Source organism: Fibrella rubiginis (genome assembly GCF_017353185.1).
GTDB classification, from domain to species: Bacteria; Bacteroidota; Bacteroidia; order Cytophagales; family Spirosomataceae; genus Fibrella; species Fibrella rubiginis.
In genome coordinates, this window is sequence record NZ_JAFMYV010000009.1 from 242,595 (window position 1) to 256,896 (window position 14,302).

17 protein-coding genes are annotated in these 14,302 nt (G+C 55.0%); 11 read left to right on the forward strand and 6 right to left on the reverse strand.

Annotation, left to right across the window (positions count from 1 at the left end; genetic code table 11):
• The first annotated feature begins 87 nt into the window (after positions 1 to 87).
• The gene (pgl, locus tag J2I47_RS18010) at positions 88 to 807 is read left to right on the forward strand and encodes a 6-phosphogluconolactonase (RefSeq protein WP_207365984.1); all 720 of its coding nucleotides are present in this window, start codon (positions 88 to 90) and stop codon (positions 805 to 807) included.
• A 105-nt stretch (positions 808 to 912) separates the two neighbouring features.
• On the opposite strand, the gene J2I47_RS18015 is transcribed toward pgl, so the two are convergent.
• The gene (locus tag J2I47_RS18015; protein ID WP_207365985.1) at positions 913 to 1,542 is read right to left on the reverse strand and encodes a CAP domain-containing protein; all 630 of its coding nucleotides are present in this window, start codon (positions 1,540 to 1,542) and stop codon (positions 913 to 915) included.
• 109 nt (positions 1,543 to 1,651) lie between these two features.
• On the opposite strand from J2I47_RS18015, the gene J2I47_RS18020 reads away from it, so the two are divergent.
• The 6 genes from J2I47_RS18020 (at position 1,652) to J2I47_RS18045 (ending at position 6,018) form a co-directional block, all read left to right on the forward strand.
• Positions 1,652 to 3,004, forward strand: a complete 1,353-nt coding sequence (locus tag J2I47_RS18020; RefSeq protein WP_207365986.1) for a M24 family metallopeptidase — start codon at positions 1,652 to 1,654, stop codon at positions 3,002 to 3,004.
• Between the two features lie 51 nt (positions 3,005 to 3,055).
• Complete coding sequence (locus J2I47_RS18025) at positions 3,056 to 3,283, forward strand: hypothetical protein (RefSeq protein ID WP_207365987.1); 228 nt, start codon at positions 3,056 to 3,058, stop codon at positions 3,281 to 3,283.
• Positions 3,264 to 3,539, forward strand: a complete 276-nt coding sequence (locus J2I47_RS27030) for a putative toxin-antitoxin system toxin component, PIN family (RefSeq protein WP_207365988.1) — start codon at positions 3,264 to 3,266, stop codon at positions 3,537 to 3,539. Before J2I47_RS18025 ends, J2I47_RS27030 begins: the two co-directional genes overlap by 20 nt.
• Positions 3,454 to 3,684 (forward strand): PIN domain-containing protein, encoded by a 231-nt coding sequence (locus J2I47_RS18035; protein ID WP_207366061.1) that lies wholly within the window; start codon positions 3,454 to 3,456, stop codon positions 3,682 to 3,684. Before J2I47_RS27030 ends, J2I47_RS18035 begins: the two co-directional genes overlap by 86 nt.
• A gap of 160 nt (positions 3,685 to 3,844) precedes the next feature.
• Positions 3,845 to 5,113 (forward strand): NCS2 family permease, encoded by a 1,269-nt coding sequence (locus tag J2I47_RS18040; protein WP_207365989.1) that lies wholly within the window; start codon positions 3,845 to 3,847, stop codon positions 5,111 to 5,113.
• Positions 5,114 to 5,187: 74 nt separating this feature from the next.
• A complete protein-coding gene (locus J2I47_RS18045) occupies positions 5,188 to 6,018 on the forward strand; it encodes a 5'-methylthioadenosine/adenosylhomocysteine nucleosidase (RefSeq protein ID WP_207365990.1) in 831 nt (276 codons plus the stop codon).
• Positions 6,019 to 6,040: 22 nt separating this feature from the next.
• Here the strand turns inward: J2I47_RS18045 and J2I47_RS18050 are convergent, their stop codons facing one another.
• Together J2I47_RS18050 and J2I47_RS18055 are read right to left on the reverse strand one after the other, a co-directional pair.
• Positions 6,041 to 7,006, reverse strand: coding sequence for a nitrilase family protein (locus tag J2I47_RS18050; RefSeq protein ID WP_207365991.1), 966 nt, complete (start codon positions 7,004 to 7,006; stop codon positions 6,041 to 6,043).
• Positions 7,007 to 7,267: 261 nt separating this feature from the next.
• Complete coding sequence (locus J2I47_RS18055; RefSeq protein ID WP_207365992.1) at positions 7,268 to 8,125, reverse strand: dienelactone hydrolase family protein; 858 nt, start codon at positions 8,123 to 8,125, stop codon at positions 7,268 to 7,270.
• Between the two features lie 264 nt (positions 8,126 to 8,389).
• Here J2I47_RS18055 and fumC point away from each other — a divergent pair, with 264 nt between their 5' ends.
• The 3 genes from fumC to J2I47_RS18070 all read left to right on the forward strand — a co-directional run bounded on the left by fumC (position 8,390) and on the right by J2I47_RS18070 (position 10,794).
• On the forward strand, positions 8,390 to 9,787 hold the full coding sequence (gene fumC, locus J2I47_RS18060) for a class II fumarate hydratase (RefSeq protein ID WP_207365993.1): 1,398 nt from the start codon (positions 8,390 to 8,392) through the stop codon (positions 9,785 to 9,787).
• 89 nt (positions 9,788 to 9,876) lie between these two features.
• Positions 9,877 to 10,188, forward strand: a complete 312-nt coding sequence (locus J2I47_RS18065) for a winged helix-turn-helix domain-containing protein (protein WP_207365994.1) — start codon at positions 9,877 to 9,879, stop codon at positions 10,186 to 10,188.
• A gap of 150 nt (positions 10,189 to 10,338) precedes the next feature.
• Complete coding sequence (locus J2I47_RS18070; protein ID WP_262899028.1) at positions 10,339 to 10,794, forward strand: restriction endonuclease; 456 nt, start codon at positions 10,339 to 10,341, stop codon at positions 10,792 to 10,794.
• Positions 10,795 to 10,816: 22 nt separating this feature from the next.
• Here J2I47_RS18070 and J2I47_RS18075 read toward each other — a convergent pair whose 3' ends face one another.
• A complete protein-coding gene (locus J2I47_RS18075; protein ID WP_207365995.1) occupies positions 10,817 to 11,953 on the reverse strand; it encodes an acyltransferase family protein in 1,137 nt (378 codons plus the stop codon).
• A 29-nt stretch (positions 11,954 to 11,982) separates the two neighbouring features.
• Between J2I47_RS18075 and J2I47_RS18080 the strand changes: the two genes are divergently transcribed.
• A complete protein-coding gene (locus tag J2I47_RS18080) occupies positions 11,983 to 12,240 on the forward strand; it encodes a cyclic nucleotide-binding domain-containing protein (RefSeq protein WP_229374730.1) in 258 nt (85 codons plus the stop codon).
• 19 nt (positions 12,241 to 12,259) lie between these two features.
• On the opposite strand, the gene J2I47_RS18085 is transcribed toward J2I47_RS18080, so the two are convergent.
• Together J2I47_RS18085 and J2I47_RS18090 are read right to left on the reverse strand one after the other, a co-directional pair.
• Positions 12,260 to 13,024, reverse strand: coding sequence for an HpcH/HpaI aldolase family protein (locus J2I47_RS18085; RefSeq protein ID WP_207365996.1), 765 nt, complete (start codon positions 13,022 to 13,024; stop codon positions 12,260 to 12,262).
• A 123-nt stretch (positions 13,025 to 13,147) separates the two neighbouring features.
• Positions 13,148 to 14,281: a Gfo/Idh/MocA family protein gene (locus J2I47_RS18090; RefSeq protein WP_207365997.1), complete on the reverse strand. Its 1,134-nt coding sequence runs from the start codon at positions 14,279 to 14,281 to the stop codon at positions 13,148 to 13,150.
• Between the last annotated feature and the right edge of the window lie 21 nt (positions 14,282 to 14,302).

The following is a 14,302-nucleotide window of genomic DNA, read 5'->3' on the forward strand; positions in this document are numbered from 1 at the left end:
ACGGAGGAAGGGAGTTGCCTACGCGTAAATAGTGTAGTGCAAACCCCTTTCTCCATTCTTCCTTCCCTCCTTTCTTCCCGCTTATTTATGAACATCAACATCGCCGATACCCCGGATGAGTGCGCGCGGGAAGCCGCCGACTGGATCACCGCTTATGCCGAACGGGTGCTGCAAACCCGTGACCGGTTCACCATTGCTCTGTCGGGGGGGAGCACGCCCGTTGCGCTACACAAACTGCTGGCCGGGGCCCCCTACCGCGACCGCATCGACTGGAAACGCGTGCACGTGTTCTGGGGCGACGAACGATATGTGCCCTTCGATGACGAGAAAAACAACGCCAGAATGGGCTTTGAAACGCTGCTAAACCACGTCGACGTGCCCAGCGAGCAGATTCATGTCATGGACACCACCTTGCCGCCCGACACGTCGATGGCCGACTATGGTGCTTTGCTCCACCGTTATTTCGATGGCCATGAACATACGTTCGACCTCGTCATTCTCGGCATGGGCGACGACGGGCACACGCTCTCGCTGTTTCCCGGCACGGAGGTGGTGAATGAAGAGCGCGACTGGACAAAGGCGTTTTTCCTGCCGCAGCAGGACATGTTCCGGCTTACGATTACGGCCCCGGTGGTGAACAATGCAGCGGCGGTGATTTTCCAGGTAGAGGGCACCAAAAAAGCCGATTCGCTCAAAGAAGTGCTCCAGGGCGATTACCAGCCCGATAAATATCCCTCGCAACGCATCAAGCCCAAGACAAAAGACTTCGTCTGGTTTCTGGACAAAGCAGCAGCGAGTAAGTTGTGAAAGGGTAGTTTAAGGTTCAACGTCTAAGGTTTAAAGTTGCTTCGCGCTTGCAAAAGCCGGATCCGAAGCAACTTTAAACCTTAGACGTTGAACCTTAAACTACCCTTACCGCTGCGTGCCGAAATCCGTTACCCAGTAGTATTTGTAGGTACTGGTCGTAGTGTAGGCATAGCCCACGCCGACTTCCTTGAAATTCGGACTCATGATGTTGGCGCAGTGACCAGGCGATTTCAGCCAGCCATCGACCACGGCGCGGGCGGTTGGGTAGCCCGCCGCAATGTTCTCACCGGCAGCCCGCCACACGTAACCTTCGCGGGTCATGCGGTCCCAGGGTTGCGAACCGTCGCGACCGGTGTGGCTGAAGTAATTGTAGGTGGCCAGATCGAGGGCAAACTTGTCGGAAGCGGTGGTGAGTTTGGTGTTCAGTGCCAGCGCCGGAACGGGTGCATAGGTGGTGGTGCCGCAGAGGCATGACTTCGACCGGGCCGCGTTCAGGTACGTCAAAATCTCCTGTTGTAACGCCACCGAGGCCGTTCTGGCTCCCGACGGGCCAGCCGTGTTGAGGTTGCCCGTCACCACGCCCGACGATTGAACATTGGCCCCTTCGGCGGCTATACTGGTAGATGAACTGGCTACCTGGGTCTGGTCCTGCGCCGGGTTCAGGCTGTTGTCAGACTGGCAGGCGGCCGTGCCGAGCAGGGCGACGAGTAGCCCGTAGAGATACGTTTTTTTCATTGGATAAAGCGTATTGGTTTGACTTCAAAACGGGAAGCGGGCGCGTCTATTGCCTAAAAAACCGCTCGTTTTCGCCGTAACTTGCCCTGCATAACGTAACCGTTTCGCTATGCGCCTGATTGCTCTACTCTTTTTTGCTGCTCAATTTGCTGTCGCCCAGCCTACTACTATTTTGGCCGAACGCGCCCGCGCCCAGTTTGTGGATGAGGTGCTGGAAGATCGGTTTACCAACCTGCTGCCCCAACTCATGCGTCGGGAGGGCATCGACATGTGGGTTATCATTTCGCGGGAATACAACGAAGACCCGGTGCTGAAAACCATGCTGCCCAGCACCTGGCTATCGGCCCGGCGACGCACGATCATGGTCTTCTTTGACCGGGGTTCAACCGAGGGCGTAGAGCGGCTGGCCATTGCCCGCTACGATGTGGGCAACCTGCTGAAAGGTGCCTGGGACATCGACGTGCGGCCCAATCAGTGGGATGCGCTCATGACCATTATTCAGGACCGCAAACCCAAAAAAATAGGCCTGAACCGCTCGGCCAACTACGCCCACGCCGACGGGCTGACCGCTACGGAACAGGCTGAGTTTCTCCAAAAGCTGCCCCAGGACTATCAAAAACGAATTGTTTCGGCGGAAAAGCTGGCCGTCGGCTGGCTTGAATCGCGGACGGAGAAAGAAATGGCCGTATACCCCATGATCTGCCGACTGTCGCACCAGATCATTCAGGAAGGGCTTTCGGAAGCGGTTATTCAACCTGGTATTACTACGACCGACGATGTGGTATGGTGGTTCCGGCAGCGCATCACCGACCTGGGCCTCGACACCTGGTTTCACCCCACGGTTGATGTGCAACGGGCCGACCGTGGCGACGGTCCGGCCAACGACTTCAACCACTTGCGTACCTTCTCGAAACGACCTGACAAAGAGATCATCCAGCCCGGCGACCTGCTTCACGTTGACTTTGGCATTACGTACCTGCGCCTGAATACCGACCAGCAACAACACGCCTACGTGTTGCGCCCCGGCGAGGCTACCGTGCCTGAAAGCATCAGGAAAGCGTTTTTGCAGGGCAACCGGTTGCAGGATATTCTGACGGAGCAGTTTGTAGCCGGTAAATCGGGGAATCAGCTGCTGTCGGCGGCGTTGGTGCAGGCGGAAAAGGAAGGTATTCGCGGCACGATTTATTCGCACCCGATTGGTGTACACGGCCACGCTGCCGGACCAACTATTGGCCTCTGGGATCAGCAAAAAGGCGTGCCCGGCCCCGGCGATTACCCCCTGAAAGCCAATACGGCTTATTCCATTGAGCTTAATGCCGCTGTGGAAATCCACGAATGGAAGAAGCTGGTGCGGATTATGCTGGAAGAAGACGGCTTTTTCGACGGTCAGGCTTTCCGCTATATCGACGGTCGCCAAACCGAGATTTACACGATTCCCCGTACGTTGGGCTATGTGAAATAGGGTAAGAAACTAATTAGGAGATTACCCCCGTTTTACACAAAAGATATACTAATGAGCACCCTGACGCTAACCCTTACAGACGAACAAGTTGATCGGTACGGTCTGCATGTCGACTCCGTGACGCTTGACCAATTAGTTGATAAGATTAAAACGGAAGTGGCCCGCGAAGCACTGCGTAAATGCCAGTTAATTGCTGGTGAGGAAGGGCTTTCTGACTTAACAATGGACGATATCAACGCCGAGATTCAGGCTGTGCGCGATGCAAAAAATCGTCGTTGACACAAACGTGTTGGTGTCATCTCTGATCTCGAAGAGTTACCCCGCTTTAATTATCGACGAACTTGTTTTTGGTAGAAAGGTAACCTCAATTATAACCGACGAAATCTGGTTGGAATACGTGGCCGTACTTGGCCGGGAGAAGTTTGCTCGCTTTACCAACTTCAAGCGGAATGCCGAGATTGTTCTGCTTCGTCTGGACGAAATATCAGAACGGAGTAATTGCAACAGAGCGCGTGGCTGTGATTGCCGACGCTGACGACAACCGTTTTCTGGAAGCGGCTAAAGCTGGCTCTGCGGATTATATCATCACCGGCAACACCAACGACTTTTTGATCTCCAGTTTTGGCGAAACCAGTATCGTGACGCCGAAAGTATATTGGGAGCAGCACCGCCCTCTATAGCTGGCACGTGAGGGTATGTGAAGTGAACGGGTTCAACGTTTAAAGTCTAAGGTTCAAAATCTAAAGTTGCTTCGCCAGACGATATCTTTCGGCGAAGCGACTCAGAAGGCTAGTCAAGATATGTCATCTTGACCAGCTAACTAATTTCAGCAAGTACCACATGAGTAAACGAACCGAGATTCTGGCAGGGGTATCCACCTTCATGGCCACGATGTACATCATTGTGGTCAATCCGGCCATTCTGAGTCAGGCGGGGCTGCCATTTTCGGGGGTGCTCACGGCCACGGTGTTGCTGTCGTTTTTGTGTAGCCTGATGATGGGTCTCTACGCCCGCAACCCGCTGGTGGTGGCACCGGGCATGGGCCTGAACGCCTTTTTTACGTTCACTGCTGTAAAAGGCATGGGCATCAAGCCCGAAGTAGCGCTGGGGGCGGTATTCTGGGCAGGGGTGCTGTTCCTTATTTTATCACTGCTGAACGTACGGTCGGCGCTGGTCCGGCTGATTCCTAAGCCGTTGCGGTATGCTGTTTCAGCAGGTATCGGGCTGTTCATTACACTCATTGGCTTTGAAAACGCCCACTTTATTATAGCTAATCCAACCACGCTGGTTGGTGTGGCCCGCCTCACCGACCCAGCCGTACTTACGTTTGTGGCCGGACTACTGCTCACGGCGGTGTTGCTGATCAGAAACGTCCCCGGCGCCATCATCATCGGCATTGTGCTGACCACGCTGGCTGCGCTGCCTATTGGCCGGTGGTGGGGTGGAACGGTGCCGCTGGTGCAGTGGCAGGGGTTGGTAGCCATGCCCGACTTTTCGCTGGTTGGTAAGCTCGATTTGGTTGGGTCGTTACGGTGGTCGCTGTGGCCGGTCATCTTTGCGTTTGTCTTCACCGACCTGTTCGACAGCATCAGCACCTTCGTGGGCGTGGCCGAAGCCGCCAACCTAACCGACGAACAGGGCGAGCCCCTCCGCCTGAACCGCTCCCTGCTGACCGACGCCGTGGCCACTACGCTGGCGGGACTGCTCGGTACCAGTCCCGGCACGGCCTACATCGAATCGGCGGTGGGAATTGCGCAGGGCGGGCGCACGGGGCTGACGGCCATTGTGGCGGGGTGTTTGTTCTTGCCATTTCTGTTTTTGTCGCCCCTGCTGTCTGTGATACCGGCCATTGCCACCGCGCCCGCGCTGGTGCTGGTGGGGGCGTTTATGATGAAACCCATCCTGCGAATCGACTGGGAGCAACTCGACGAAGCCCTGCCTGCGTTTCTGGCCCTAGTGCTTATCCCGTTTAGCTACAGCATTACCACCGGTATTGTCTGGGGATTTTTATCCTGGACCCTTGTGCGGGTGTTTACTGGTCGGGCGCGTGAGATTCCTGCCGGGCTATGGCTGGTTGATGGCCTGTGCGTGCTGTCGCTGGTGGGGTAGTGGCTTCGCGCAACGCGAAGCCACACATACTAATCTCCCTCATCCAAACATAGATCAACCTGACGCAATCTAACATGAACACGCAACGTATTTCTTTTATAATCTTTTGTCTTCTAACAAGCACTCAGCCTACTCATGCGCAGCTCTACAGGACTCGCCCCATAACGGCGCTGCTTGGGGCGTTTGAGCCGGAATTGCGGCTGGTTCGACAGTCATTACGACACCCTAAAACGCAGACCATCAACGGTATGGTCTTCACTACGGGCCGTGTGGGGAAACAGCGGGTTGTTGTGGCCGAAACGGGTATCGGCAAAGTCAACGCCGCGGCGGCTACGGCGTTTGTACTGGCCCATTTCCGGCCCCGCCGCGTGTTGTTTACGGGCATTGCAGGTGGCACCAACCCCGATCTCCAACCCGGCGACATGGTGGTTGGGCGGCGCGTGGCCCACCACGACTACGGCTGGATGACCATGACCAACCCACCCCAACCCAGCCGACAAACGCGCAACGCCATCACCAAACAGGACAACCCCGTCTATTTCCTGGCCGATTCGGTCCTGCTGCTTCGGGCACAGGAAGCGGCCAAACTGGTTGTTTTCGCCTCGATTCCGGCCACGAATCGACCGCCAACGCTGGTGGTTGGGACTATCGTAACGGGTGATGTGTTTGTGTCATCGGAGGAAAAAGTGGCGCAACTCCGGCGTGACTATGGGGCCGATGCAACGGAGATGGAAGGGGCAGCCGTAGCGCAGATTTGCTATCAGGAACAGGTGCCGTGCTTAGTCATCCGAAGCCTCAGCGACAAAGCCAACAGCAACGCCCGGATGGACATGAGGCAGTTCCTCGACATTGCCGCCCGCAACTCAGCCAAACTGGTATTGGCTCTGGTGAAACGCCTCCCTTAGCCGGTAGCCTGCCGGCCCATACCTACCGTTTGGGCTGCTCGGATGGAGCCAGCCAGACAACTTTTTGTTCTGGCTTATGAGCCTGACCGATGATCTCGGCATATAGGTTGGGACGGCGAGCGTTGCGATAGCGGTAACCCCCTGCCTGTTGGAGTTTGTCGGGTGTACAGGTGGCCGTAACAACTTCATTGCCCAGCTGCCGGCACTCTGCCACAATATCGCCGAAGGGGTCGAGGATCATGGAGCAACCGTTTTTAAGCTGATCGTCGTCGAGGCCAATGGAGTTAGCGAAAACAACGTAAACGGCGTTGTCATAAGCGCGGGCGGGTAACCATTTCATGAGCCACGCGCGACCTTTCAAGCCGTCAAATTCTAGTCGTAGGGAGGTTGGGTCGGTGTCGCGATTGGCCCACAAAGCTGGGTCGGCAAAGCCTGCGCCGGGACGAGTCGAGGGGGTCATCATCGTGACATGGGGCATGAAAATGACATCCGCGCCAAGTAACGCCGTAGCCCTGACGTTCTCGATGATATTGTTGTCGTAGCAAATCAGGATGCCGCATGTCCAGCCAAACAGCTCGAAGATAACATACTGATCTCCGGGAAGAATGTGTGGGTTGATGAACGGGTGCAGTTTTCGGTATTTGGCTACCAGACCGGTTTTGTCAACGCAGACGTAAGCTTTGAAAAGCCTGTCGTGTTCATCTTTTTCAAACAAACCGGCCAGCACAACGATGTTGTTGTCAGCCGCAATCTGCCGCAATGCCTCAATACTCTCCCCTTCAGGAATCCGTTCGGCAACGGCCAGGAGTTGCTCTTTCGACAGATGGCGGGCGAAGGTGTAGCCGGTGATGGAACACTCATGAAAGGCAACAACCTGCGCTCCCTGCCGGGCCGCAGCCGCAGACAGCTCACGGATGACATGGAGGTTATAAGCTTTATCGCCACTGGCGTTTTCAAATTGAGCGGTGGCAATCTTGAGGGGTTGCATAAACGAAGTAGAATAGAGGGTACAGGCTGATAGACAACGACGTATTGACAACGACATCGATAGGTGCTTTCTGACCCAACCAAATCTGATTCATCTCTTTGGTGCTGATGCCAATAGTAGGTTCCAAAAAAGCCGCTGATTCCACAGGAAAACCCTCTTTCACAATTTCCATCAGGGCTAACTCGCTGCGAACGGATCTTTTTGATAAACTGGCTACCCCCTGCCTTTTCTACCGATGTTGCGGCCCGCTGGTCCTTTTCTCTAGACCAGATTCTTCTTTAAAAACGCTACTGTGCGCTCCCAGGCCAGTTTGGCGGCGGCTTCGTTGTAGCGGGTGGGGGCGGTGTCGTTGTTAAACGCGTGTTGCGCACCCTCATAAATAAACAACTCGTAGGGCTTGTTAGCCTTCTTCAGTTCAGCCTCAAACGCCGGGATACCCGCGTTGATGCGCTCGTCGAGGCCACCGTAATGAAGCATCAGTGGCGCATGGATGTTGGGCACGTCGGCAGCGTCGGGCTGGCGACCGTAGAAGGGTACCGCCGCCTTCAGGTTGGGGGCGTGAATAGCGAGTTGATTGGCCATGGCCCCACCCCAGCAGAAGCCCACGCAGCCCACTTTGCCGTTGCTGTCGGGGCGGGTTTTCAGGTAGTCCACGGCTTTCACGAAGTTATCGCGGGTTTTGGCGGGGTCCAGCTTGCCGAAGAGGTCACGCATCTGGGTTTCGTCGGTAGGAGTGCCCCCGGCGGCAGAGAGGGCATCTGGGGCTACGGCCAGAAAACCAGCCAGGGCCATGCGCCGGGTGATGTCTTCAATGTGCGGATTGAGGCCTCGGTTTTCATGGATGACCACTACGGCGGGGTATTTGCCATTGGCCACAGGCCGGGCCATGTAGCCTTTCATGGTCGTATCGGCACCGGGAAACGTGACCATCTCGGTTTTAATACGGTCGTCGTGACCCGCTACAGTTTCGGCTTTGGCGTAGTTGACTTCCAGCAAGGGCAGTACGGCCATGGCTGCTGCGGTACCGCCGGTTAATTTGGCCAGCCGCTTCAAAAACTCGTCGCGGTTGAGGGGCTTGTGGGTGTACTCGTCGAAGAGATTGATGATGCGCTGGTCCATAGGATTGACTGGTCTGGTGACTTTCTGGATAAAGCTTTAGTCAGGTCAGTTCTAACCCAAACGCATAAGCTCAGTTTAACGAAGCTATGGCAAATTCGACCAACTAAATCACCCCGCTGCAATACCTTTGCGCCCGTATCGAATGAGCGAATTAATGATTGAGCGCATGTCTGGATGCTATGACAGGTATGTTGCAATAAATCCAGGCGTTCGCTCATTCGCTCACCGGGGCACCGGACCGTCACTAATTCGTTTATTAATAACATGGAATTCCGCATAGAAAAAGACACGATGGGGCCAGTGCAGGTGCCCGCCAACGTGTATTGGGGCGCGCAAACGCAGCGTTCGATTGACAACTTCCGCATCGCGCAGGACATCAACAAAATGCCCCGCGAGATCATCCGGGCGTTTGCCGTGCTGAAAAAAGCCGCTGCCCTCACCAACCTCGACGCGGGTGTGCTGCCAAAAGAAAAAAGCGACCTCATTGGCCGCGTTTGCGACGAGATCCTGGCCGGTGAACTCGCCGACCAGTTTCCATTGGTGGTGTGGCAAACCGGGTCAGGCACGCAGAGCAACATGAACATGAATGAGGTGGTGGCCTACCGGGCGCACGTGCTCAACGGCGGTTCGCTCACCGACGAGAAAAAGTTTCTGAACCCTAACGACGACGTCAATAAGTCGCAGTCCAGCAACGATACCTTTCCCACGGCCATGCACATTGCCGCCTACCAGATTCTGATGGAGGTGACGATTCCGGGTATCGAAAAACTGCGTAACACGCTGGATGCCAAGGCTACAGCATTCATGCACGTGGTGAAAATTGGCCGTACCCACTTCATGGACGCTACACCGCTAACGGTAGGGCAGGAGTTTTCGGGCTACGTCTCGCAGCTTGACCATGGCCTCCGCGCCATCCGCAACACGCTGACTCACCTAAGCGAACTGGCCCTGGGCGGTACGGCGGTGGGTACTGGTATCAATACGCCCCCCGGTTATTCAGAAAATGTGGCGAAACACATTGCCAGCCTGACTGGGCTGCCCTTTGTTACTGCCGAAAATAAGTTTGAAGCCCTCGCCGCCCACGACGCCATTGTGGAAGCACACGGCGCGCTGAAAACGGTGGCGGCCAGCCTGATGAAGATCAGCAACGATGTGCGGATGCTGGCGAGCGGCCCCCGCGCGGGCATCGGCGAGTTGTTTATTCCTGACAATGAGCCGGGTAGTAGCATCATGCCGGGCAAAGTGAACCCCACGCAGTGCGAGGCTATGACGATGGTGGCCGCGCAGGTGATGGGCAACGATGTGGCGATCAACATCGGCGGCATGAACGGCCATTTCGAGTTGAACGTGTTCAAGCCGGTGATGATTTTCAACTTCCTGCACTCGGCCCGCCTCATCGGCGACGTCTGTGTGTCGTTCAACGACAAGTGCGCCGTGGGCATCGAACCCATCAAGGCCAACATCGACAAGCACGTGCAGAACTCGCTTATGCTGGTAACGGCGCTGAACACCAAGATCGGCTATTACAAAGCCGCCGAAATTGCTCAGACCGCCCACAAAAACGGCTCAACCCTGAAAGAAACCGCCGTCGCTCTTGGGTACGTTACGCCCGAGGAGTTCGACCAGTGGGTAGTGCCGGTGGAAATGGTAGGGAAGGTGTAAAAGGTAAATTATTTATATGTAATTTGCTGGTCAATCGGGTGGCATTTGCGTCACCCGATTTTTTATTTATTATAAACTCAACTATCAATATGCCTATCCCTGATTATCAAACGTTAATGTTACCTCTTCTGAAACACGTTTCTGATCAAAGAGAATATAAATTGAATGATGTGGTTGATGCACTAAGTGTTGAGTTTAATCTAACAGAAGAAGAAAAAAATGAATTGTTGCCAAGTGGACAGACTTTCTTGTTTGGAAGCCGGGTTGGTTGGGCTAGAACGTACTTGAAAAAGGCAGGATTACTTGAATCCCCAAAACGTGCAACGGTTGTAATTACAGAAAGAGGTTTAACAATTCTCGCTCAAAAACCTCTCAGGGTTGATGCTCGGTTATTGAGGTAATTTCCAGAATTTGTTGAGTTTCAAACGCCTAAAAAGGCCGATAACGGAATTATAGAAGCTGTTTCTTCTGAAGAAATTTCCACCCAGACTCCAGAGGAAACGCTCGAGAGCTCCTATCAGAGCATTCGTAAAACGCTGGCACAAGATTTACTGGCTAAAGTAGTATCTCTTTCGCCCGCTTTTTTTGAACGGCTAGTCGTCGAGTTACTCGTAAAAATGGGTTATGGTGGTTCAATAAAAGACGCCGGGAAAGCAATCGGTAAAAGTGGGGATGAAGGAATTGATGGAACAATAAAAGAAGACAAACTGGGCCTTGATATTATATACATTCAAGCCAAAAAGTGGGCGCCAGGCAATGTTGTAGGTCGTCCTGAATTACATAAATTCGTTGGGGCACTTGCGGGGCAGGGAGCAAAAAAAGGTGTGTTTATAACAACATCTAGTTTTACGAGAGAGGCTTCTGATTACGTACCTAGAAACGAAACCAAAATTGTTTTAATAGATGGTGAGCAACTAGCCCAATTAATGATCGACTATAGTCTGGGAGTTACTGTTCAGCAGGTCTATGAAATTAAACGAATGGATAATGATTATTTCGGAGACTGACATCCGTTCTCAATGCGCCCACTCACACCCGCACATAAATCCGTTTCCGGTCGAGCAGCCAGCCGACGCTCCAGCAGAAGAGCATGAACGTGAGGGCGAAAAGCAACGAACCCACCGCGCCGGGTGCCAGACTCTGGAAGAGGTGTACGCCGATCCAGTCGAGCAGGCTTTCGTGATTGCCCGCGGGGATCATGGCTAAGATGATTACCACTAGTTCAGAGAGGAGGTAGATGAACAGCGGATTCTTGCCGGGGACTACGAAAAACTGTGTCCAGTTGGCCCTGTTCCAGTTCCGGATCTCAATGACGTAGATCAGCGCGGCGAGTATGACCAAATCGAGGCCGGTGGTAAGCAGCACAAATGAACTGGTCCAGAGCTTTTTGTTGATCGGGAACACCATGTCCCAGCAAAGGGCGAGAAAGATCAGGCCAGCCCCAGCCAATAATAGCTTCGCGGTGCTCTCGTAATTCTTACCCACCCGCTGCACAAACTGCCCGGCATAGTAGCCAATGAGCACGTTCACAACGGCGGGGAGGGTACTCAGCAGGCCTTCGGGGTCGAAGGGAATGCCGTTGCCGGTGTAGAGGTGGGCGTCGCCGATGGTCCATTTGTCGAGCAGCAGAACGGCGTTTCCCTGCAGGCTGAACGGATCGGCGGGGTCGCCCCAACCCAACAGAATCAGCCAATATCCAACCAGAAACAGTACCGCCAGCAGGATAACCGTACGTTGCGAAAAGAAATAAACAAGTAACGAAGCCAGACCGTAGCACACGCCAATGCGCTGCAAGACGCCCCAAATGCGGGTTTCGCCTATCGGAAAACCGGCCATGTTGCCCGCTTCGTCGAGTCGGAAAAAGGGGAACCAGTACATCAGGTAGCCCAGCAGGAAAATAATGGCCGTACGCCGGATGATTTTTCCCATCACCGCTGAGGTAGGCAGCGACTGAAATTTGGCGTTGGCGAAGCTCATGGCATTCCCCACGGCAAAGAGAAACGACGGAAACACCAGATCGGTAGGCGTGAAGCCGTGCCATTGGGCATGAAGCAGGGGAGCAAACGGCGTGGCACCGGCACCGGGTGTGTTGACCACGATCATGAAACAAACGGTCAGCCCCCGGAACACGTCCAAAGACAAAAAACGATTAACAGTGGCTGGCATTCGTAGCAGGTTTAGCTGGCTAATATCGGTTGAGGCAAGTTCATATCAAGCCCTGTTGGTCACGCAAATTTTCGCCCTCCGTCGTTCGCCCCCGTTTCACGATCTACAATGGGCTGAGTGAGCTGCGCACCCAAAATCTGCGGATGCTTACCGCCCCCGAATGCTACGCCCAACTGCTGAGCGACTTCCTCAACATCTTTGGCCGGGTGCCCCTAAAATACATTGCATCACATCTGGGCATCTCGCCCGAAACCTTCAGCCGACTAAGGGCACGGCGAACTGTTTAACGGAGCAACGGGCTATCTCCTAAACAGCATCACGAAACCGATCGACAATCGCTTTGCCCGACTGCCAGATAAACGACGCGTCGGTGCCAACGGCAATGAACCGGGTGCCGCTGGCGATTTCGGCGGCAATGGCGTCGGGCTGGCGGGTGAATATACCCACTGGCACATGTCGGTTGGCGCAGCTTGTTTTCACGGTTTGAATCGCAGCCTGAACGTCGGGATGATGCACGTCGCCCAGGTGGTTAAGGCTACCCGACAGGTCGTAAGGGCCAATAAACACGCCGTCGATGCCCGGTACCGCCAGGATTTCGTTCAGGTTATGCACCGCGTCGATGTGTTCGACCTGGATAATAACAGCCACGGTATCGTTAGCATTGGCTACGTAATCGGCGAAGGTCAACCCGTACTCCTGCGCCCGGCCAATGCCCACGCTGCGGTTGCCCGTGGGCGGATAGTTGGCCCACTGTACCGCCTGCCGGGCCTCCTGGGCCGTACTGACCGCCGGGATAATGACCCCATCGGCACCCAGGTCTAGGGCCTGCTGAATGAGTACCGGGTTGTTTTCCGCCACGCGCACCAGTCCATTGCAATCGCCCCGGATGGCCTGCAGGTGTCGCTGCACATCGGCGGGGGCCAGTGTGCTGTGTTCCATGTCAATAAACAGCCAGTCGAACCCCGCCAATGACAACATCTCGCTTACCTCGGGCGCCGACAGCGATATGAGCGTACCCAGCAGCGGGCGAGCTTCGCGGAGTTTTTGGGTGAAGGGCGTTTGGGAAGGCATAGAGTGAAGTAAACAAGGGGCTCCGAATCGTCCCGTCAGGGACGTAACAGCGTAGCGTCGGAAGAAACGGTCAGATGGTTCCACCGACGCTGCGCTATGTTGCCCCTGACGTGGCCGCAGATTTTACGCCAGTTTGATGCTGCGTCCCGTTTCGGCTGCCTGGTAAATAGCCTGTAGCAGTCGTACGTCGCGCTTGCCTTCCTCGCCGGTGATGTGGTTGGGCAGTGCTTTTCCGGCCAGCAGGTCTTTGCAAACACCGTCCATGTGCGCGGCTTGATGGTTTACAGTGGGCATCTCAATAGGTCCTTTGCTGGTTCGGCCTTTCAGCGGACCATAGCCGAAGGCGGGCGAGAGTTCGAACCAGCCTTTTTCGCAGGATGCATACAGCCGCTCCACACCCGCCGTATAGCTGGAGGTGGAGTTGCTGACGGCCCCGCTCGGAAAGCGAAACTGCCAGAAAATGGTCTCTTCCACATCTTTAAATTTCTGCGGTTCGGTCTTGGGCGAAAACTGTGCTGTGACCGATACCGGCTCTTCGCCCGTGACGTAGCGTGCCCCCTGGATGGCGTAGATACCCACGTCCATGAGCGCACCGCCACCCGCCATGCTCTTTTTCATCCGCCACTGCGTAGGGTCGCCGATGCGGAAGGCGTCGCTGGCTTCCACAAACTTCACCGGGCCAAATACTTTTTGCTGGCCTAGTCGCATTACTTCCTGTGTAAACGGTTCGTAATGAAGCCGGTAGCCAACGGCCAGTTGCTTGTTGGCTTTTTTGCAGGCGTCGATCATGGCCTGACAATCTTTTTCGGTAATGGCCATCGGCTTTTCGCAGATCACGTGCTTTCCCGCCTGCGCCGCCCGGATCACGTATTCGGCGTGCATGGAATTGGGCAGCACCACATACACCACGTCGATGTCGGGATTGTCGATGATACGGTCGAAGGTTTTGTAATCGTAGACGTTGGCCTGCGGGATGTTATACTTTTGCATCCACTCGCTGGCTTTGGCCGAGGTGCCCGTCACGATGCCCGCGAGGCGGCAGTACTGCGTTTGTTGCAGGGCCGGGGCGAGTTGATTTTTGCTGTAGCTACCCAGGCCCACCAGCGCGATACCAATTTTTTTATCCTGCCCGGACTGGCTCGATATGGGTTGGCCGAGGGCGTCGTACACCGGAACGGTCAGGGTAGGCATGGTCAGGGCCGAAGCACCGATACCCGCCAGAAAATGGCGGCGCGAAAGAGAGGTCAACTGGGTCATAAATAAGCCGGGTGAGGTAAG